General features: G+C 59.9%; 18 protein-coding genes and 5 tRNA genes. 15 read left to right on the top strand and 8 right to left on the bottom strand.

Annotation, left to right across the window (positions count from 1 at the left end):
• The first annotated feature begins 166 nt into the window (after positions 1 to 166).
• Positions 167 to 1,738 (top strand): sensor domain-containing diguanylate cyclase, encoded by a 1,572-nt coding sequence (locus ABIE16_RS12020; protein ID WP_340314227.1) that lies wholly within the window; start codon positions 167 to 169, stop codon positions 1,736 to 1,738.
• A 112-nt stretch (positions 1,739 to 1,850) separates the two neighbouring features.
• On the top strand, positions 1,851 to 3,257 hold the full coding sequence (locus tag ABIE16_RS12015) for a DUF1254 domain-containing protein (RefSeq protein WP_154910068.1): 1,407 nt from the start codon (positions 1,851 to 1,853) through the stop codon (positions 3,255 to 3,257).
• A 35-nt stretch (positions 3,258 to 3,292) separates the two neighbouring features.
• On the opposite strand, the gene ABIE16_RS12010 is transcribed toward ABIE16_RS12015, so the two are convergent.
• Positions 3,293 to 3,619 (bottom strand): hypothetical protein, encoded by a 327-nt coding sequence (locus ABIE16_RS12010; protein ID WP_429521225.1) that lies wholly within the window; start codon positions 3,617 to 3,619, stop codon positions 3,293 to 3,295.
• A 348-nt stretch (positions 3,620 to 3,967) separates the two neighbouring features.
• On the opposite strand from ABIE16_RS12010, the gene ABIE16_RS12005 reads away from it, so the two are divergent.
• Both ABIE16_RS12005 and ABIE16_RS12000 read left to right on the top strand, forming a co-directional pair.
• Positions 3,968 to 4,762, top strand: coding sequence for an exodeoxyribonuclease III (locus tag ABIE16_RS12005; RefSeq protein WP_340314222.1), 795 nt, complete (start codon positions 3,968 to 3,970; stop codon positions 4,760 to 4,762).
• Positions 4,763 to 4,876: 114 nt separating this feature from the next.
• The gene (locus ABIE16_RS12000; protein ID WP_429521224.1) at positions 4,877 to 5,707 is read left to right on the top strand and encodes an arylamine N-acetyltransferase family protein; all 831 of its coding nucleotides are present in this window, start codon (positions 4,877 to 4,879) and stop codon (positions 5,705 to 5,707) included.
• A 55-nt stretch (positions 5,708 to 5,762) separates the two neighbouring features.
• Here ABIE16_RS12000 and ABIE16_RS11995 read toward each other — a convergent pair whose 3' ends face one another.
• Together ABIE16_RS11995 and ABIE16_RS11990 are read right to left on the bottom strand one after the other, a co-directional pair.
• Complete coding sequence (locus tag ABIE16_RS11995) at positions 5,763 to 6,068, bottom strand: BrnA antitoxin family protein (RefSeq protein ID WP_090454198.1); 306 nt, start codon at positions 6,066 to 6,068, stop codon at positions 5,763 to 5,765.
• 3 nt (positions 6,069 to 6,071) lie between these two features.
• Positions 6,072 to 6,353 carry a BrnT family toxin gene (locus ABIE16_RS11990; RefSeq protein ID WP_090454200.1) on the bottom strand — a complete coding sequence of 94 codons (282 nt, stop codon included), beginning with the start codon at positions 6,351 to 6,353 and terminating at the stop codon, positions 6,072 to 6,074.
• Positions 6,354 to 6,606: 253 nt separating this feature from the next.
• On the opposite strand from ABIE16_RS11990, the gene ABIE16_RS11985 reads away from it, so the two are divergent.
• Positions 6,607 to 8,124 (top strand): nucleobase:cation symporter-2 family protein, encoded by a 1,518-nt coding sequence (locus tag ABIE16_RS11985; protein ID WP_057715592.1) that lies wholly within the window; start codon positions 6,607 to 6,609, stop codon positions 8,122 to 8,124.
• A gap of 133 nt (positions 8,125 to 8,257) precedes the next feature.
• Here ABIE16_RS11985 and ABIE16_RS11980 read toward each other — a convergent pair.
• Positions 8,258 to 8,333 (bottom strand) — tRNA-Asn (locus tag ABIE16_RS11980).
• 227 nt (positions 8,334 to 8,560) lie between these two features.
• Here ABIE16_RS11980 and ABIE16_RS11975 point away from each other — a divergent pair.
• Complete coding sequence (locus ABIE16_RS11975; protein ID WP_007978659.1) at positions 8,561 to 8,791, top strand: hypothetical protein; 231 nt, start codon at positions 8,561 to 8,563, stop codon at positions 8,789 to 8,791.
• On the opposite strand, the gene ABIE16_RS11970 is transcribed toward ABIE16_RS11975, so the two are convergent.
• On the bottom strand, positions 8,788 to 8,997 hold the full coding sequence (locus tag ABIE16_RS11970) for a hypothetical protein (RefSeq protein WP_057715590.1): 210 nt from the start codon (positions 8,995 to 8,997) through the stop codon (positions 8,788 to 8,790). The two genes, ABIE16_RS11975 and ABIE16_RS11970, sit on opposite strands and share 4 nt — an antisense overlap.
• Before the next feature lie 236 nt (positions 8,998 to 9,233).
• On the bottom strand, positions 9,234 to 10,430 hold the full coding sequence (locus ABIE16_RS11965; RefSeq protein ID WP_429521223.1) for an amino acid aminotransferase: 1,197 nt from the start codon (positions 10,428 to 10,430) through the stop codon (positions 9,234 to 9,236).
• A 336-nt stretch (positions 10,431 to 10,766) separates the two neighbouring features.
• On the opposite strand from ABIE16_RS11965, the gene uvrB reads away from it, so the two are divergent.
• A complete protein-coding gene (uvrB, locus tag ABIE16_RS11960; protein ID WP_057715588.1) occupies positions 10,767 to 12,782 on the top strand; it encodes an excinuclease ABC subunit UvrB in 2,016 nt (671 codons plus the stop codon).
• A 117-nt stretch (positions 12,783 to 12,899) separates the two neighbouring features.
• Here uvrB and ABIE16_RS11955 read toward each other — a convergent pair whose 3' ends face one another.
• Complete coding sequence (locus ABIE16_RS11955) at positions 12,900 to 14,390, bottom strand: MDR family MFS transporter (protein ID WP_174245540.1); 1,491 nt, start codon at positions 14,388 to 14,390, stop codon at positions 12,900 to 12,902.
• 49 nt (positions 14,391 to 14,439) lie between these two features.
• Entirely contained in the window at positions 14,440 to 15,528 is a 1,089-nt protein-coding gene (locus tag ABIE16_RS11950) for an HlyD family secretion protein (RefSeq protein ID WP_154860620.1), read from the bottom strand.
• Between the two features lie 230 nt (positions 15,529 to 15,758).
• Here ABIE16_RS11950 and gltX point away from each other — a divergent pair, with 230 nt between their 5' ends.
• The 8 genes from gltX to ABIE16_RS11910 all read left to right on the top strand — a co-directional run bounded on the left by gltX (position 15,759) and on the right by ABIE16_RS11910 (position 20,042).
• Positions 15,759 to 17,240 (top strand): glutamate--tRNA ligase, encoded by a 1,482-nt coding sequence (gltX, locus tag ABIE16_RS11945; protein WP_090454210.1) that lies wholly within the window; start codon positions 15,759 to 15,761, stop codon positions 17,238 to 17,240.
• Positions 17,241 to 17,443: 203 nt separating this feature from the next.
• Positions 17,444 to 17,519, top strand: a tRNA-Ala gene (locus ABIE16_RS11940).
• A gap of 79 nt (positions 17,520 to 17,598) precedes the next feature.
• Positions 17,599 to 17,674: transfer RNA gene (locus ABIE16_RS11935), tRNA-Glu, on the top strand.
• Between the two features lie 53 nt (positions 17,675 to 17,727).
• Positions 17,728 to 17,803: transfer RNA gene (locus ABIE16_RS11930), tRNA-Ala, on the top strand.
• Between the two features lie 80 nt (positions 17,804 to 17,883).
• A tRNA-Glu gene (locus ABIE16_RS11925) sits at positions 17,884 to 17,959 on the top strand.
• Between the two features lie 193 nt (positions 17,960 to 18,152).
• Positions 18,153 to 18,692, top strand: a complete 540-nt coding sequence (locus ABIE16_RS11920; RefSeq protein WP_057715584.1) for a TetR/AcrR family transcriptional regulator — start codon at positions 18,153 to 18,155, stop codon at positions 18,690 to 18,692.
• Between the two features lie 29 nt (positions 18,693 to 18,721).
• Positions 18,722 to 19,555: an alpha/beta fold hydrolase gene (locus tag ABIE16_RS11915; protein WP_090454212.1), complete on the top strand. Its 834-nt coding sequence runs from the start codon at positions 18,722 to 18,724 to the stop codon at positions 19,553 to 19,555.
• Between the two features lie 49 nt (positions 19,556 to 19,604).
• Positions 19,605 to 20,042, top strand: coding sequence for an acyl-CoA thioesterase (locus ABIE16_RS11910; RefSeq protein ID WP_154910080.1), 438 nt, complete (start codon positions 19,605 to 19,607; stop codon positions 20,040 to 20,042).
• The last annotated feature ends 213 nt before the right edge of the window (positions 20,043 to 20,255 follow it).

Below are 20,255 nucleotides of genomic sequence, written 5' to 3'. Positions count from 1 at the left end.
AGCGCAGGCAGGGTGCGGACGTTGTGTCCGGGCAGCACCGACGGGCGGTGTGATACCGCTGGGCAAGTGGCCACCCATTTGTCCTGGATAACCCCGTAAACTACGCCACCCGAAGACTGAGGGCTTTGGGGCGTTGCCCATGCCTTGCCCCCGACAGGATGAACTTTTGCCCACGCGCTTTAACGACCCGGACCACGCCCCTGGCATCGCATTGAAACGCATACCACTGCGCAAGGCCGCGGTATTGTTCATTGCCACGGTGTGCCTGTGCCTGTGCGGTTTGCTCTACCTGCAATTGGAACAGTCCCGTCGCCACGACCTGAGCCTGGCGCAAGTGGCGTCTTCGAACCTGACGCGGGCCATGGCGCAGCAAGCCGAAGACACTTTCATGAAGGCCGACCTGGTGTTGACCAGCCTGGTGGACTGGATTCAGGTCGACGGGTTCGGCCCGGACCAACGGCCACGCTTGCAGCAGACCTTCGCTCGGCGCGTGCTGGCGCTGGATCAGTTGCACGGCATCCTGCTGTTCGACCAGAAGGGCCAGTGGGTGGTGACCTCGTTTGAAAATCTGCCTCGGGGGCCCGGCGTCGCCGATCGCGAGTACTTCAAGTATCACCAGCAGAACGTATCGTCGGTGGCGCATATCGGCCCGGCCATTCGCAGTCGGGAAAACGGTGAGTGGATCATTCCGGTTTCCAAACGGGTCAATGACAAGAACGGCCGTTTCCAGGGCGTATTGCTGGCCGGGATCAAGATGTCGTACTTCGACCAGTTCTTCAAAAGCTTCAGCCTCGACGACAACGGCTCGATGTTTCTCGGCCTGACCGATGGCACGCTGTTGGCGCGTCGACCTTTTGTGGAGGCGCAGATTGGCACGTCGCTGGCCCAGAGCGAGATTTTCCAGAAGTCCCTGCCGCTGGCCAGCTCCGGCAATGCGATGTTCACATCCATCATCGATGGTGTGACACGCCTTTACGGTTACCGACAGCTGGAGGCGTATCCGCTGGTGGTCACGGCGGCATCGTCCACGGAATCCATTCTCGCGGGCTGGTACGACACGGCGTTTCGCTCCAGTCTCATTGTTGCCTTGGTATTGCTGGGCGTGGGGTTGTTCGGGTGGGTGTTCCTGCATCAGGTGCGTGTTGGCGAGCGGGTCGAGTCGGATTTGCGCAGGGCACAGCAAGCGCTGGAGCTGATCGCCACCCACGACAGCCTGACCGGATTGGCCAACCGCCGATTGTTCGAGCGGGCGCTGGACGTCGAGTTCGGGCGCGGCGCCCGGCAGGCGAGCCCTTTGAGCCTGATCATGCTCGATATCGATTACTTCAAGCGCTACAACGACACCTACGGCCACGTGGTGGGGGATCACTGTCTGGCCGAAGTGGCACGCGCGCTGAAGAGTTGCTGCCACCGCAAGGCCGATCTGGCGGTGCGTTACGGTGGCGAAGAGTTTGCGGTGCTGCTGCCGGACACCGACATCCACGGCGCCATGACGATTGCCGAGCAGATCCGCCGCAGCGTCATCGACAAGAACATCAGCCACACCGGCTCGCCCAATGGCTACGTGACGGTGAGTCTTGGTTGCTATTCGTTCGTGCCGTCGGGGCGTGACAGCATGGATGTGTTTGTCGAGCGGGCGGATGCGGCGTTGTATCAGGCCAAGCATTCGGGGAGAAACCGCGTGGCAACGTTGTCGATGGCCGGTGGCGTCGAGGCGTTGATGCGCTCCGACCGTTGAGGTGCTGTTGCTGCCGGTGGTCTGTCTCCCTGGTCTGGCGGAATTGATCGTCTAGAGTTCCGATTGTTCTGTCGATCCCGGCAGACATCCACTCGCATGGACGATCGCCAACATGTTGATACCTCAAACGTTGACAGCCGTTGCTTTGACCGTCGCAGCCACTGCCATCTTTCCGCTGGCCAGCCACGCGCAATCGAAAATCACCGCCGAAGAAGCTCACTCGATCGGCGTGGATGCCTACATCTATTTTTACCCGCTGCTGAGCATGGACGTCACTCGCAAGCAGTTCACCAACATCGAGCCGGGCAAGGAGTTCGGTAAAGGCCCGATGAACATGTTTGTGAGTGTGCCGCAGTACCCGCCTGCCGATTTCAGAGGGGTGGTGCGTTCTAATTTCGACACGTTGTATTCGATTGCCTGGCTGGACTTGACCAAGGAACCGCTGGTGATCGCCGCGCCCGATACCGATGGGCGTTTCTACCTGTTACCGATGCTTGATATGTGGACCGACGTATTCGCTTCGCCGGGCTGGCGTACCACGGGCACTGAGGCCGGGCAATTTCTGGTGACGCCGCCGGGATGGACCGGGACGGTGCCCGCCGGGATGAGCCACCTGCCGGCGCCAACTCCGTTTGTCTGGGTCATCGGCCGTACCAAGACTGATGGCGCGGCGGATTACGCGGCGGTGCACAAAATCCAGGCCGGTTACACGGTTACGCCGTTGTCCCGGTTGGGCAAGGAGCCTGAAGCCGTCACCGTGAAGGTCGACCCGGCGGTGGACATGAAAACGCCACCGAAGATTCAGGTCGATTCCATGTCGGCTGCCAACTACTTCACTTACGCTGCCGAACTGCTGAAAGTGAATCCGCCGCACAGCACCGACCAGCCCATGCTGGCGCAGATCAAACGGATCGGCATCGAACCCGGCAAGCCGTTCGACATGGACACGCTGGATCCGCAAATCCAGGCCGCGCTGCAAAGGGTGCCCCAGGATGCGCAGGCCTTGATGACCTGGAAAGTGCCGACCCTGGCGCGAGAGGTCAATGGCTGGTCGATGAACACTGACACCATGGGCGTCTATGGCAACTACTACCTCAAACGCGCCATCGTTACGCAGGTGGGGCTCGGTGCCAACCTGCCCGAGGACGCGATTTATCCGTTGAACATCGGCGACAGCAACGGCAAGCCGCTCGAGGGCGCAAACAAGTATGTGCTGCATTTCAACAAGGGCGAGGCGCCGCCAGTGAATGCCTTCTGGTCGATCACCCTGTATGACCCGGAAGGGTTCCAGGTCGCCAACTCACTCAATCGTTTTGCGGTCAGTAGCTGGATGCCGTTCAAGAACAACGCCGATGGCTCGCTGGATCTCTACTTCCAGAACGAAAGCCCTGGCAAGGATCTGGAGGCCAACTGGCTACCGGCACCCAAAGGGCCGTTCAACCTGACCATGCGTCTGTACGGCCCGAAAGCCGAGGCGCTGAATGGCAAGTGGAACCCGCCAGCGGTCAAGCCGATGTAGGCCTCAGGTCACAAAAAGCGGCCAATGACGGCATGTCATTGGCGGCTTTTGCCTGTCCAGCTACCCGTTCCGCCGCCAGCACCGCCGGTTCCGCCACCGGGCGCACCGGTGCCGCCGCCCGCGCCACTGCCCGGGCCATTGACGCCGGTGCTGCCGCTTGACGAGCCGGGGTTCTGTCCGCGCCCATTATTACCCGAGGGATCGCTGGGCCTGTTGTTGTCTGGCAGCAGAGTTGAGCTGCGGGTTGCGCCGGGTGCCGTACCGGTCGCGCCAGGACCATCGCCGGACGCCGCAAACGTGGCCAGGGACGTCGCCGACAACCATCCGGCCATGAGCAGCGAAGTCATTCTTATGTTCATCATGGTCGTCTCCCGGGATGAGTCGTTACCTGATGTTAGTGTGAAGGGTTACGCGGTTGGTGCCGACCCGGTTGACGAGTGGCACGGGGCCTCAGGGGGCCACCGATCCATGGCCAAACGAGAACCCTGTGGGAGCGGGCTTGCCCGCGAAAGCGACAGGTCAGGCAAATGGTTGGCCGCTGATACGACGCCATCGCGAGCAAGCTCGCTCCCACACAGCTCTCAGCGTCAGCAAGGCCTATGATCGACCAGCTTGCGCTCAAGGTGCTAGCGCCCCCGGGACCGCTGACGCAACCTGCGAAACCTGCCGGTGTCACACGTCAGGCACCTCGTCCTCAGGAGTGTCCGTTCATGAAAAACTTGCGGATCGCCACGTTCAACGTCAATGGCCTGCGCGCACGCCTGCCGAATCTGTTGGCCTGGCTTGAGCGGGAAAAACCGGATATCGCCTGCCTGCAGGAATTGAAGGCAGTGGACAGCGCATTCCCGGCGGCTGAGCTTGAAGCGGCCGGCTACGGTGCCATTTGGCAGGGTCAGGCGTCCTGGAACGGCGTGGCGATCCTGGCGCGGGATGCGCAGCCGCTGGAAAGCCGACGCGGGTTGCCCGGCGATGACAGCGACAACCATAGTCGGTATCTGGAAGCCGCTGTCCACGGAGTTCTGGTGGGTTGCCTGTATTTGCCCAACGGCAACCCGCAACCGGGGCCGAAATTCGATTACAAGCTGGCGTGGTTCGAACGGCTTATCCGTTACGCGCAGACGCTTGAAGGAAGCGAACATCCGGTGGTGCTGGCGGGGGACTACAACGTGGTGCCCACCGACCTGGACATCTACAACCCGCGCTCCTGGCTCAAGGACGCCTTGCTGCAACCGGAAAGTCGCGAGTGCTACCAACGGTTGCTGGACCAGGGCTGGACCGATTCATTGCGGCACTTGCATCCACAGGATCGGCTCTACACGTTCTGGGATTATTTCCGTCAGCACTGGCAGAAAAACTCGGGGCTGCGCATTGACCATCTGCTGCTCAACCCGGCCCTGAGTCCGTATCTGCAAGACGCCGGGGTGGATGCGTGGGTGCGCAACGAGCCCCATGCCAGTGACCACGCGCCCACCTGGATTCAATTGGGCTCGCACAAGCGGCGTTGAGTTTTTTCATGCCGGGTGATTGGCTAAATCAATTGTCGGCGGCAGTGCTTGATCCCGTATACATAGCGGCCACTGGCGGAGCAATCCGCCGCTTGCGTGCAAAAGGACTGAACGATGAGCGAGCCACGCCTGACCGACCGTGCTTTGTATCTGCAACGCCTGGGCTTCGATGCACCTCCAGCACCGACCCTGGAAACCTTGCGTCAGCTGCAATTGCGCCATACCGGCGTTTTCCCGTTTGAAAACCTCACCACATTATCCGGCGAGCCGGTGCTGATCGACTTGCCGTCCATAGAGCAGAAGGTCTTGCACGAAGGTCGTGGCGGTTACTGCTACGAACTCAACAACCTGTTCCTGGCCTTGCTACAGGAATTGGGTTTCGACGCCCGTGCCATCAGCGGCCGGGTGGTGATGGGGCAGCCGGAGGGCTCCTGGACTGCCCGGACCCACCGCCTGAGCCTGGTCATCATCGATGACGTGCGCTACATCACCGACGTCGGCTTCGGCGGCATGGTACCGACCGCGCCCCTGTTGCTTGATACCCGCGCCGAACAACCTACCCCGCACGAGTCGTATCGCATCGATCTGCACGTCGACGGCTTTACCCTGCGCGCCAACGTTGCGGGCGAATGGCGAGCGATGTACATCTTCGACCTGCAACGCCAGGAAGATATCGATTTTGCTGTGGGCAACTGGTACGTCTCGACCCACCCCGAGTCGTCTTTCGTCAAGCAGTTGATGGTGGCGCGCACCGGGGAGGGGTGGCGACGCACGCTCAACAATGGCAGCTTCGCGATTCACCGGATTGGCCATGACAGCGAGCGGCGGGAGGTGACGGATGTTCAGGAACTGATTGGCCTGCTGGGCAGCGAGTTCGGCATTCGCGTTCCGGAACAGGCGCAATTGGCACGGACTCTGAAACGATTGATCGCAGCGCCGCAGTAACAGACTGATCCTGGGCATCGCACAGAGCTGATCCGATTGATCGGCCCTTTGTGTTTCAGGGCCGAACACCCGGCTCCATCACCCGTTGGATTTCGCGCAAGGCCTCTGCCAGTTTCTGCTCCAGACCCTTGAGTTCGGCAGGGGTGAGGGTTTGTTTCAGGTGTGCGCTCTTGCCTTCGTTGAGCAGGGCTCGGCGCAAGGTATTGTTGATCACCGTCTGGTAGCCGTACCCCTCGTGTTCTGCCAGTGCGCGGGCTGCTTCGATGACTGCGTCATCGAGCATGATGGTAATGCGGGTCTTGCCTTTGGCGGGCGCCACGGCCCCGCGCCTGGCGTTACTGAAATCGTATTCGTCTTTCATCGGTCATGCCTCCAGGTACTGACGACGCTCGCTTTTGGTGGCGATGCGCGCGGAAATGATTCGAACGAAATTCGGATCGCGGTGGGTGTACACGACAACCAGCAACCGGCCTTTGGCGTCCAGCCCCATGGTGATCCAGCGTTGTTCATCATGGTGGTTGTCCTCGATGGTCAGCGCTCGCTCGTCATGGAATACCGGTTCAGTCTCTGCGAGGCTGATGCCTTGGTGCTTGAGTTTGTTGGCTGCGTTCTTGGCCTTGTGGAACTGAATTTCGAATGACTTCATTATGCATACTTTATATGTATGTAGAAGAGGCGGGCCTTACCGATGGTCGCCAGGAATTCAAAGACTAGTCAGCACGCGGGTGCGGGCGGCGAGGGATGTATTTCAAGGTTTTTGGCGGGGCCAGGAGGGTGGGCGTCAGGCGGAAATGGACAAGTATCCATTTTGTGACTGATAAGTTGTATACAACTCTATAGACATTTGTCCTATGTCTTGCATACAGTGTGCGCATAACAAAAACCAGGGAACCCCCTCCATGAAAACGCCCCATGTTTCACACCAACGGCCCGAGGACGAAAATCTTGGGATCGGCGCGAATATGGCTTATGGCCTGCAACATGTTCTGACCATGTATGGCGGTATCGTCGCGGTGCCATTGATCATCGGCCAGGCGGCCGGGCTCTCGCCGGCGGACATCGGTTTGTTGATTGCTGCTTCATTGTTTGCGGGGGGGCTGGCAACACTGCTGCAAACCCTGGGTTTACCGTTTTTTGGTTGTCAATTGCCGCTGGTGCAGGGCGTATCCTTCTCCGGCGTCGCGACCATGGTGGCGATTGTCAGCAGTGGCGGGGAGGGCGGGTTTCAATCGGTGCTGGGGGCGGTGATAGCGGCGTCCCTGATCGGGTTACTGATAACCCCGGTGTTCTCGCGTATCACCAAGTTTTTCCCGCCGCTGGTGACCGGCATCGTGATTACCACCATCGGCTTGACGCTGATGCCGGTAGCCGCGCGCTGGGCAATGGGCGGCAACAGCCATGCGCCGGACTTCGGCAGCATGGCGAACATCGGTCTGGCGGCGGTAACGCTGGTGCTGGTGCTGTTTCTGAGCAAAATCGGCAGTGCGACCATCTCCCGCCTGTCGATTCTGTTGGCCATGGTCATTGGTACGGTGATCGCGGTGTTCCTTGGCATGGCGGATTTCTCGTCCGTAACCCAGGGCCCGATGTTCGGCTTCCCGACGCCGTTCCACTTCGGCATGCCGACCTTTCACTTTGCTGCGATCCTGTCGATGTGCATCGTGGTGATGGTGACGCTGGTGGAGACCTCGGCGGACATTCTGGCCGTCGGCGAGATCATCGGCACCAAGGTTGACTCCAAGCGCCTGGGCAACGGTCTGCGCGCCGACATGCTGTCGAGCATGTTCGCGCCGATCTTCGGTTCCTTCACCCAGAGCGCCTTCGCCCAGAACGTCGGTCTGGTGGCGGTCACCGGCATCAAGAGCCGCTACGTGGTGGCCACCGGCGGTCTGTTCCTGGTGATCCTCGGTCTGCTGCCCTTCATGGGCCGGGTCATCGCCGCCGTACCGACCTCCGTATTGGGTGGCGCTGGCATCGTGCTGTTCGGTACCGTCGCGGCCAGCGGCATTCGGACCTTGTCCAAGGTCGACTACCGCAACAACGTCAACCTGATCATCGTCGCGACCTCGATTGGCTTCGGCATGATCCCGATCGCGGCACCTAGCTTCTACGATCACTTCCCGAGCTGGTTCGCGACCATTTTCCATTCGGGCATCAGTTCTTCGGCAATCATGGCCATCGTGCTGAACCTGACCTTCAACCATCTGACTGCCGGTAACTCCGACCAGCAATCGGTGTTTGCGGCCGGTACCGAGCGGGTGCTGCGTTATCAGGATCTGGCGGCGTTGCGTGAAGGGGACTACTTCAGCGACGGTAAACTGCACGATTGCGACGGCAAGGAGATTCCGGTGCTGGAATCGGAACATGGTGTGGCAGAACCACGGGCGGTCCACACGAAAAGCAGTGAGCATGTCTGACGTTCACGGCAACTGAAAAAAGCCGATCTGTCGAATAGACAGATCGGCTTTTTGCTTTTCAGGCGTTGGCTTTTCAATCGACCATAAAAAACCCCTGGATCTTTCGATTCAGGGGCTTTTCGATGTTGCTGTCTGGCTCCACGACCTGGACTCGAACCAGGGACCCAGTGATTAACAGTCACTTGCTCTACCAACTGAGCTATCGCGGAATGGCGCGTATCTTACTGATTCAAAAAGAGAAGTCAAGCACCGAATAACAATTTGAGCGAATCATCGGGACGGGCGGTGGTTTAGCGGCGATTGGCGGTTACCAGGATCGCCCCAGAGGTCTACCATGGCTGCCCGGAAGTGGTGACACGCGCTGCCGGCCATTCGCCGAAAAGGTACGCGCCATGAATCATTTGACCCTCACACCTCGACGCCACGGGATGCACCCATGAGCATCTCTCAGATCAGCCTGCCCAAAGGTGTCGGCCCCCACGCCGAAAAGTTGTTCGACGCCATCACTCAGGCCGGCACCGCTGAAGCATTGAACCGTGCTGGCGGCAAGGCCGAAGGTTTTGTCCTGGGCCTGGAAAGCACTAAAGCGATCAAGAGTCAGGTCGCTGAATCGCTGTATGTCGCCTACGACGACGCTGCCAGCCAGCGCGCGACCGAACTGGCTTAACCGCCGAAGGTAATCGTGCCAAGCATCAGTTTGGCGTAGAGCGCCGTGGCACCCAATTGCACCAGCCATAGGGCCAGGCCGCCGAGAAACACACCGGCGGCCACTTGCATCACCAGGTTGTTGCCGCGTTTTGCCGGGGCGCGTGGGGTGAAGTGATCCAGGTCATCCAGGTCATCGCGGTCGGCGCGCAGGTCGTCGTTTTTCATATGGGTTCTCGCAGAATTCCAGGGTGTATTCAAACCTGTGGGAGCGAGCTTGCTCGCGATGAGGGCATCACATTCAACATTGATGTTGGCAGGACAATCGCTATCGCGAGCAAGCTCGCTCCCACAGTGGATAGTTGTGTGCAGTTTAGAGGGCTCGCTCTAGTTGCCGAAAATTATCTGTGACAAATAAAAAACGGGAAGCACCATGGCTTCCCGTTTTTCATTTCAAGGTGTCATCAGATGACTTGGACGATAGCGTCCGTCACAACCTTGATGTTGCTCTGGTTCAACGCGGCCACGCAGATGCGGCCGGTGTCCAGGGCGTAGATGCCGAACTCGTTGCGCAGGCGGTGAACTTGCTCAACCGTCAGGCCGGAGTAGGAGAACATGCCACACTGACGACCGACGAAGCTGAAATCGCGCTGAGGCGCTTTTTGTGCCAGCAGGTCGACCATCTGGGTACGCATGCCACGAATGCGCAGGCGCATTTCGGCCAGTTCGGCTTCCCACTGGGCGCGCAGTTCCGGGTTGTTCAGCACTGCAGCGACAACGCTGGCACCGTGGGTCGGCGGGTTGGAGTAGTTGGTGCGGATCACGCGTTTGACTTGCGACAACACGCGCGCGCTTTCTTCTTTCGATTCGCTGACGATCGACAGGGCACCCACGCGCTCGCCGTACAGCGAGAACGACTTGGAGAAGGAGCTGGAGGCGAAGAAAGTCAGGCCCGACTCGGCAAACAGGCGTACGGCAGCGGCGTCTTCGTCGATGCCATCGCCGAAGCCCTGGTAGGCCATGTCGAGGAACGGCACGTGGCCTTTGGCTTTAACCACGTCCAGGACGTTTTTCCAGTCCGCCGGGCTCAGGTCCACGCCGGTCGGGTTGTGGCAGCAGGCGTGCAGCACGATGATCGAGCCGTTTGGCAGCGCGTTCAGGTCTTCCAGCATGCCGGTACGGTTCACGTCGTGGGTCGCGGCGTCGTAGTAACGGTAGTTCTGCACCGGGAAACCGGCGGTTTCGAACAGCGCGCGGTGGTTTTCCCAGCTCGGGTCGCTGATCGCCACAACGGCGTTCGGCAGCAGTTGCTTGAGGAAGTCGGCACCGATTTTCAGTGCGCCAGTACCGCCAACGGCCTGGGTGGTGATTACACGGCCGGCAGCGATCAGCGGCGAGTCATTGCCGAACAGCAGCTTTTGCACGGCCTGGTCGTAGGCGGCGATGCCGTCGATTGGCAGGTAGCCACGGGAAACGTGTTGAGCGGCGCGAATGGTTTCGGCTTCGACAACGGCGCGCAGGAGTGGAATTCGCCCCTCCTCGTTGCAGTAAACACCGACCCCCAGGTTGACTTTGTTGGTCCGGGTATCGGCGTTGAATGCTTCGTTGAGGCCCAGGATTGGATCGCGTGGTGCCATTTCGACAGCGGAGAACAGGCTCATTATTGCGGCGGCTCTGAATGGAGTGTGGAGGGACGTGTCGCGCTCCAGCCGAATGCACTAGAGCGGTGCACAAACGGGGAGCTAGTATAGAGGCCATCCGCGATCAATGGCGACAGGCTATTCGGCTTTTAAGGTAAGTTTTTCCGATTATTTTGCGACCGTTAGTCGAAAGGCGTCGGCAAAGGTTTTGCGCGATGTAGGACGTTTGCCTTGAAAGCGCTGGCAATCGGCTCCACATTGAGCACAATCCAGTTTTTTCTTCGGGCGACATCGGTCGTTTGCGGTCTTTCTCGTTCGTGCCGGTTTTGCCGGCAAGCGTGATTCCAGAGGTATTTCATGTCTGAATTCCAGCTAGTCACCCGTTTCGAGCCCGCCGGCGATCAGCCGGAAGCCATCCGCCTGATGGTCGAGGGCATCGAAGCCGGGCTGGCGCACCAGACGCTGCTCGGTGTGACCGGCTCGGGCAAGACCTTCAGCATCGCCAACGTGATCGCCCAGGTGCAGCGCCCGACCCTGGTGCTGGCGCCGAACAAGACCCTGGCGGCGCAGTTGTACGGTGAGTTCAAGGCGTTCTTCCCGAACAACGCGGTGGAATATTTCGTTTCTTACTACGACTACTACCAGCCGGAAGCCTACGTGCCGTCCTCGGACACCTTCATCGAGAAGGATGCGTCGATCAACGACCACATCGAGCAGATGCGTTTGTCGGCGACCAAGGCATTGCTCGAGCGCAAGGACGCGATCATCGTCACGACGGTGTCGTGCATCTACGGTCTGGGCAGCCCGGAAACCTATTTGAAGATGGTGTTGCACGTGGATCGCGGCGACCGGCTCGACCAGCGCGAATTGCTGCGACGCCTGGCTGACCTGCAATACACCCGCAACGACATGGATTTTGCCCGTGCAACCTTCCGCGTGCGTGGCGATGTGATCGATATCCACCCGGCGGAATCCGATTTCGAGGCGATCCGCATCGAGCTCTTTGACGATGAAGTGGAAAGCCTGTCGGCGTTCGATCCGCTCACCGGCGAAGTCATTCGCAAACTGCCGCGCTTCACCTTCTACCCGAAGAGCCACTACGTGACGCCACGGGAAACCCTGATGGGCGCGGTCGAGGGCATCAAGGTCGAGTTGCAGGAGCGCCTGGAATACCTGCGCTCCAACAACAAGCTGGTGGAAGCCCAGCGCCTGGAGCAGCGTACCCGTTTCGACCTGGAGATGATTCTTGAACTGGGTTATTGCAACGGCATCGAAAACTACTCGCGCTATCTGTCCGGTCGCGAAGCCGGCGCGGCACCACCCACCCTTTACGATTACCTGCCTGCCGATGCTTTGCTGGTGATCGACGAGTCCCATGTCAGCGTTCCGCAGGTCGGTGCGATGTACAAAGGCGACCGTTCGCGTAAAGAGACACTGGTGGAATACGGTTTCCGCCTGCCTTCGGCGCTGGATAACCGGCCGATGCGTTTCGATGAGTGGGAAAGCATCAGCCCGCAGACGATTTTCGTCTCGGCGACCCCGGGCAACTACGAAGCCGAACACGCTGGCCGCGTCATTGACATGGTGGTGCGCCCGACCGGGCTGGTGGACCCACAAATCGAGATTCGCCCGGCACTGACCCAGGTCGACGACTTGCTGTCGGAAATCACCAAGCGCGTCGCTCTGGAAGAGCGAGTGCTGGTCACGACACTGACCAAGCGCATGGCCGAAGACTTGACTGACTATTTGGCCGATCACGGCGTGCGCGTGCGCTATTTGCACTCGGACATCGACACCGTGGAGCGGGTCGAGATCATCCGTGATCTGCGCCTGGGTACTTTCGATGTGCTGGTGGGGATCAACCTGCTGCGCGAAGGCCTGGATATGCCGGAAGTGTCGCTGGTGGCGATCCTCGATGCCGACAAGGAAGGTTTCCTGCGTTCCGAGCGCTCACTGATCCAGACCATCGGGCGTGCGGCACGTAACCTTAATGGCCGGGCGATTCTGTATGCCGACCGGATTACCGGTTCCATGGAGCGCGCGATCGGCGAAACCGAGCGCCGTCGCGACAAGCAGATCGCCTTCAACCTGGCCAACGGCATCACCCCCAAAGGTGTGTTCAAGGACGTCGCCGACATCATGGAAGGCGCCACCGTGCCGGGTTCGCGCAGCAAGAAGCGCAAGGGCATGGCCAAGGCTGCGGAAGAGAACGCCAAATACGAAGCGGAGTTGCGCTCGCCGGGCGAGATCGCCAAGCGTATCAAGGCCTTGGAAGAGAAGATGTATGCGTTGGCGCGCGATCTGGAGTTTGAAGCGGCGGCGCAGATGCGCGATGAGATTGGCAAGTTGCGCGAGCGGTTGATTACTGTTTGATTTGTAGTGTCTGAACTGGCCTCATCGCGAGCAAGCTTGCTCCCACAAGGTTCGGTGTGATCCCTGTGGGAGCGAGCTTGCTCGCGATGAGGCCGGTCAGGGCGCTGCAAGTATCAATTAGTGTGCTTCCCCAGCCTTCAACCCCTCCGGCAACTTTTTGGTCAGCAACACCGCCACCATGCTGATCCCCAACGCAATCCCGACAAAATGAAACGCATCGTTGTAGGCCATGATCGACGCCTGTTGGTGGGCGATCTCGCTGAGTTTGCCCAGGGCTGCCGTTTCATTGCCCAGCCTGTCAGCCAGTGAGGCGATCCGTTCGGCCACCTGCGGATTGCTCGGCACGATGGATTCACGCAGGTAATCAAAGTAAACCTTGGTCCGCGCATCCAGCAGCGTGGCGAGCAGGGCGATGCCGATGGCGCCGCCGAGGTTGCGCAGGATGTTGAACAGGCTCGAGGCCGATCCCGCATCCTGGGGCAGGATGTAGGCGGTGGCGATCAGCGAGATGGTGACCATGATCAGTGGTTGGCCCAGGGCGCGGATGATCTGGATCTGATTGAACTGCGGCCCGGCAAAGTCCGGGTTCAACACGCCTGAAGAGAAACTCGCCAACCCGAATAGCCCGAAGCCCAGTGTGCACAGCCATTTGGGCGAGACGTATTTCATCAATTTGGGCACCAGCGGAATCAGAAACAGCTGCGGCACGCCCATCCACATGATCACTTCGCCGATCTGCAAGGCGTTGTAGTTCTGGATCTGCGCCAGGTACAGCGGCAACAGGTAGATCGAGCCGTACAGCCCGACCCCCATCCCGACACTGGAAATGCTTGATAAGCCAAAGTTGCGATTGCGCAGGATGCCGAGGTTGATCAGCGGATTGGGTTTGGAGGTCTGCACGATCACAAAGCTGATCAGGCTGACCAGTGCGATGCTGCCCAGGGTTACGATCAGGCTCGATTCCAGCCAGTCCTTGCGATGGCCTTCCTCCAGAAACACCTGCAAGCAACCGAGTCCGACGCCGAGGGTGAGAATGCCGGCGTAGTCGGTGCTTTTCAGCAATTCCCAGTGGGCTTCTTTTTTCTCCAGACCGTACATCAGGCCGGCGATCATGATCAGGCCAGGCGGGATGTTGATGTAGAAAATGTATTCCCAGCCCCAGTTTTCCGTCAGCCAGCCGCCGAGGGTCGGGCCGATGGAGGGCGCGAAGGTGGCGGTCATGGCGAACATGGCCATGCCTTTGGCGCGGTGGTGTTCCGGGAGCTTGATCAGGGTCAGAGTGAACGCCAGCGGAATCAGCGCGCCACCGGTAAAGCCTTGCAGGGCGCGGAACACGATCATGCTTTCCAGGCTCCACGCCATGGAGCAGAGCAGGGACGCGACCAGGAAGCCGAGGGACACCCACACTGCCAGGCGCCGCGCCGACAGCAGCTGCACGAGCCAGGCCGTGAGCGGGATCATGATGATTTCCGCCACCAGGTACGAGGTGGAAATCCACGAACCTTCTTCCAGGGTCGCCGACAGTGCACCCTGGATGTCCTTGAGCGAGGAGTTGGTGATCTGGATGTCCAGCACCGCCATGAACGCACCGAGCATTACGCTCATCACCGCAATCCAGTCCCGCCGGGTCGGTTCGCCGACCGGGCGGATCAATTGATCACCGGCCATCGTCAGGGGCGTCTTTGTGGCTCACTTTGGGGGTGATTTCTTCAGGGGCGTCCTTGATGTTCACCTTGGCGGTGACCGACATGCCCGGGCGGATCTTGCCGCGCAGCGGATTGTCCGCGGCGAAGGTCAGTTTGACCGGAATCCGTTGTACGACTTTGGTGAAGTTGCCCGTGGCATTGTCCGGCGGCAACAGGCTGAACTGCGCGCCCGAGGCGGCGAACAGGCTGTCGACCCTGGCTTTGATCGGGGTGTCGCTGTAGGCGTCGAAGGTCAGTTCGGCTTCCTGGCCGGGTTGCATGTGGCCAATCTGGGTTTCCTTGAAATTGGCCTGAATCCAGATGTCTTCGTCCGGCACGATCGACAACAGGTAAGCGCCGGCCTGCACATATTGGCCTTCGCGGGCTGCACGCTGGCCGATCAGGCCGCTGATGGGGGCATGGATTTCGCTGCGGGTCAGGTTCAGTTCGGCCTGGGCCAGGTCGGTTTTGGCGTTGGCGATCTGCGCGTCGAGGCGTTTGATCTCTGCATTCAGCGCATTGACCTGCTGGCGCTGGCTTTGCGCGTCGGCCTGGGCCTTGGCCACTTGCGAGCGTGCGATGTGGTTGTCGGCGGAGAGGGTGGTCACCCGTTCTTCCGAAATATAGCCGGGTTTGCGCAGGGTCTCGGCGCGGGTCAGGTCGATCTGCGAGCGACCCAGGCTGGCCTGGCTGGACGCGACTTGCGCTTCGCTGGCGGCAATCAAGCTGGCCTGCTGGGTCAGTTTACTCTGGGCTTGCAGGCGTTCGGCCTGGCGGGTGGCCAGGGCGGCATTGGCGCGGTCGACAGCGAGGCGGAAGTCGTCGCCTTCGAGTTTGACCAGCAACTGGCCTTTCTCGACATGCTGGTTGTCCTGCACCAGCACCTGATCGATACGCGCGCCCAATTGGCTCGACACGCGGGTGATCTCGCCCTGGACATAAGCGTTGTCGGTGCTTTCATAAAAGCGCCCCTTCAAGAGCCAATGGGCAAACAGGCCCCCGGCAACCAACAGGACAATCAGCAGGAACGAGAAGAGGCGACGCTTGAGTTGGGCAGGCATGGGGCAAACTGTAGTCGAGAAATTGTAAGAGAAGTTATCAGCGGGCAAATCTGGCATACAGCCGATAAGCGGTAAATGCTGTCGGCTGATTTTCGGCCATTCACCTCCCTGTACGGGCGTTACAGACGCAACCTTGGCTTAAATGCCCTGTTCACTGGAGCCGGGCGGGTGTCGCCTGTTACCATTCGCGCCTTGTTTGAACTTCGCTTTTATTCTTTTCGAGACATGCCATGACCACCGTCCGCACTCGCATCGCGCCATCGCCTACCGGGGATCCCCACGTAGGTACCGCCTACATCGCCTTGTTCAACTACTGCTTTGCCAAGCAGCACGGCGGTGAGTTCATCCTGCGGATCGAAGACACTGACCAGCTGCGTTCGACCCGCGAGTCCGAACAGCAGATTTTCGACGCCTTGCGCTGGCTCGGGATCGACTGGAGCGAAGGCCCGGATGTCGGCGGCCCGCACGGTCCGTACCGTCAAAGCGAGCGTGGCGACATTTACCAGAAGTATTGCCAGCAACTGGTCGAAATGGGCCATGCCTTCCCGTGCTTCTGCACCGCCGAAGAGCTTGACCAGATGCGCGCCGAGCAGATGGCTCGCGGCGAAACCCCGCGTTATGACGGCCGCGCGCTGCTGCTGTCCAAGGAAGAGGTCGCCCGTCGCCTTGCCGCTGGCGAGCCGCACGTCATCCGTATGAAAGTACCGAGCGAAGGCGTTTGCGTGGTGCCGGACATGCTCCGTGGCGACGTTGAAATCCCGTGGGACCGCATGGACATGCAAGTCCTGATGAAGACCGACGGCCTGCCGACCTACTTCCTGGCCAACGTGGTCGACGACCACCTGATGGGCATCACCCACGTATTGCGTGGCGAAGAATGGCTGCCATCGGCACCGAAGCTGATCCTGCTTTACGAATACTTCGGCTGGGAACAACCGGAGCTGTGCTACATGCCGCTGCTGCGTAACCCGGACAAGAGCAAACTGTCCAAGCGCAAGAACCCGACCTCGGTGACCTTCTACGAGCGCATGGGCTTCATGCCCGAAGCGATGCTCAACTACCTGGGTCGCATGGGCTGGTCGATGCCGGACGAGCGCGAGAAGTTCTCGCTGCAGGAAATGGTCGACAACTTCGACCTCAAGCGCGTGTCCCTCGGCGGGCCGATCTTCGACATCGAGAAGCTGTCGTGGCTCAACGGCCAGTGGCTGCGCGACCTGCCGGTGGAAGAGTTCGCCGCGCGCGTGCAGAAGTGGGCGTTCAATTCCGAATACATGATGAAGATCGCACCGCACGTACAGGGCCGGGTCGAAACCTTCAGCCAGGTGGCACCGCTGGCCGGGTTCTTCTTTGCCGGTGGCGTGAACCCGGATGCGAAGTTGTTCGAATCGAAGAAGCTGTCGGGTGATCAGGTTCGTCAGTTGATGCAGTTGATCCTGTGGAAGCTCGAAAGCCTGCGTCAGTGGGAAAAAGACAGCATCACCGCGACGATTCAGGCGGTGGTCGAATCCCTGGAGCTGAAGCTGCGTGATGCCATGCCGCTGATGTTCGCTGCGATCACTGGCCAGGCCAGCTCGGTGTCGGTGCTCGATGCGATGGAAATCCTCGGGCCGGACCTGACACGTTTCCGTCTGCGCCAGGCCATTGACCTGCTGGGCGGCGTGTCGAAGAAAGAAAACAAGGAGTGGGAAAAGCTGTTGGGCGCGATTGCCTGACACGCTTGATGAAGGGCTGATGGCCATTGTGTGTGCCCGTCGTTGGGCGCGCAGTGGTCCTCAGACCCCGATTTTTCGGGGGGGAGGGCGGTAAGTGATTGTTATGTCGGCAAAAAATTTTAATTTTTTTGAAAAATAAGTTTGACAGGCTTTCGATACGCCCTTAAGATTCGCCCCGTCCTCAGCGATGACATCAACGATGAGGGGCTATAGCTCAGCTGGGAGAGCGCTTGCATGGCATGCAAGAGGTCGACGGTTCGATCCCGTCTAGCTCCACCAATTTACACTTCAAGGTCTGGCCACACCGGCCTTGAAGCGATCAACACTCAGCGTTGATCAGTTGTATAGAAGGGTTTGCGTCCCCTTCGTCTAGTGGCCTAGGACACCGCCCTTTCACGGCGGTAACAGGGGTTCGAGTCCCCTAGGGGACGCCAGTTTTACAGAAGCGATGTTGCAAGATGTCGCTCCGCCGCGAGGCGAAAAATCCGGGGCTATAGCTCAGCTGGGAGAGCGCCTGCATGGCATGCAGGAGGTCAGCGGTTCGATCCCGCTTAGCTCCACCAATTTTACAGTTCAAGGTCTGGCCACACCGGCCTTGAATCGATCAGCACTCAGCACTGATCAGTTGTATAGAAGGGTTTGTGTCCCCTTCGTCTAGTGGCCTAGGACACCGCCCTTTCACGGCGGTAACAGGGGTTCGAGTCCCCTAGGGGACGCCACGATTACCCGCTCTGCGGGATTTATAAGGGTCATTCAATTATTGAATGGCCCTTTTGTTTGTCTGGCGTTTGGCCAAATTCCTCCATTTCCAAAATTTCCAAAAAAACTGTTCTTCAGACCAGCGGTCACGCCCATGACTTGCTAAAATTTATTATGAGAATAATATTTCAATCGTAATATTCGGAGGCAACGATGAACGATAAAAAAGCCCAAACCCGCGAACGCATCCTCAAGGCTGCCAGCGCAGCGCTGATTCAGCGCGGCCCGGCCGAGCCAAGCGTGGGCGAAGTGATGGGCGCGGCGGGCCTGACGGTCGGCGGCTTCTACGCCCACTTCGAAAGCAAGGACGCGATGATGCTGGAGGCGTTCAGGCAATTGCTCGGTCACCGCCGTGACTTGATTGCCGACATGGACGCGGAGTTGACCGGCGAAGAGCGCCGCGCGCTGGTGGCGGCGTTCTATCTGTCGCGCAAGCACCGTGATTCCTCCGAATCGGCCTGTCCGATCCCGGCATCGGTCGGCGAACTGGGGCGGCTGCCGGAAGCGTTTCGTGTCGCGCTCAATGAGCATGTGGAATTGATGGTCGCGCAGTTGGCGGCCAGCCCTGAAGAAACCGAAAAAGCCCTGGCCGACATGGCCTTGATGGTGGGTGGGCTGGCTCTGGCGCGGGCGCTGGGGCCAGGAGAGTTGTCCGATCGATTACTGCGCGCCGCCAAATCGGCGGTGCGTTGACCTGAAGGCTGCGGCCTGAGGAGAATGCGATGAGCACGTTAAAGTGGGTTCGTGGCGTTAATGGCACCTTGGGCTGGGTTGCCCCGAAACTGGTCGCAAGCAAAATGCGACAGGCGTTCATGACGCCACGGGATCTGCCGCTGCGTGACTGGGAGCTGCCACTGTTGGCCAAGTCCGAGCGGGTCACCCTGCGTTTCGGTCTCTCGGCCTTGCGTTGGGGGCAGGGCCCGGCAGTATTGCTGATGCATGGCTGGGAAGGGCGGCCGACGCAGTTTGCCAGCCTCATCACCGCGCTGGTCGATGCCGGTTACTCGGTCGTGGCTCTGGATGGTCCGGCCCACGGTCGCTCACCGGGCAGTGAAGCGAATGTGGTGCTGTTCGCCCGCGCCATGCTGGAAGCGGCCGCCGAACTGCCCCCCCTGCAAGCGGTCATCGGCCACTCCATGGGCGGCGCCAGTGCGATGCTCGCGGTCCAGTTGGGCCTGCGCACCGAAACCCTGGTCAGCATTGCGGCCCCGGCGAGGATTCTTGGTGTGTTGCGTGGTTTTGCCCGTTATGTCGGGCTGCCACCGAAGGCCCGCTCGGCGTTCATTCGCCAGGTCGAGCAAGACGTCGGCATGCGAGCCGCGACGCTGGATGTCGCGCACTATCAACTCGACATGCCCGGCCTGATTGTCCATGCCGAAGACGACAACTTTGTCTCTGTGAAGGAATCCCAGCTGATCCATGAAGCCTGGTTCGACAGCCGCTTGTTGCGTTTGAAAGACGGTGGTCATCAGCGAGTGTTGGCCGACCCTCGGGTGATTGATGGCGTGTTATCACTGCTGGCCGGGCGCAGTCTGCAATCACGCCAATCCGCCTGAGCTTCCGTTACACTGCCCCGGTCGAAATTATCTGACCAGGGAGTCGGGCATGGGCTGGGATCGGGAAACGCCGTTCATCATTGATCTGCAAGTGAGCGCCGAGGACATTGACGGGTTGGGGCACGCGAACAACGCGGTCTACGTGACCTGGCTCGAACGCTGTGCCTGGCGCCACTCCCAGCGTCTTGGCCTGGACCTGGTCGAGTATCGGCGGCTGGACCGGGCGATGGCGGTGGTGCGGCACGAGATCGATTACCTGGCGGCAGCCTATGAGGACGATGAGTTGCAATTGGCGACCTGGATCGTCGATTGGGATCAGCGCCTTAAAATGACCCGGCACTTCCAGTTGGTCCGCCCCAGCGATAATTCGACGTTGCTGCGGGCGCAGACCACCTTCGTCTGCATCGAGCTGTCCACGGGCAAGCCCAAGCGCATGCCGGCGGAGTTCATCGAGGGTTATGGCCCGGCGTTGCAAACCCCGGCCTGACACTGGTTCCTGTGGCGAGGGGGCTTGTCGGACCGCCGCACCGCCCCGTTCGGCTGCGAAGCAGTCGCAAAACCTGTCGATGCATTTTATCTGACGAAATGCCGGGGCTGCTTCGCGACCCAACGGGGGCAAGCCCCCTCGCCACAAGGGTATGCACAAGTCTTTCGCTCGATTATCCAGTAAACTGCCGCACGTTTTTCCTCGAGTGTGTTT

This window comes from Pseudomonas sp. 2725 (assembly GCF_050434585.1).
Lineage (GTDB): Bacteria > Pseudomonadota > Gammaproteobacteria > Pseudomonadales > Pseudomonadaceae > Aquipseudomonas > Aquipseudomonas jessenii.
The sequence above is the reverse complement of the archived record's forward strand: the minus strand, read 5'-3'. Positions and strand labels throughout refer to the sequence as shown.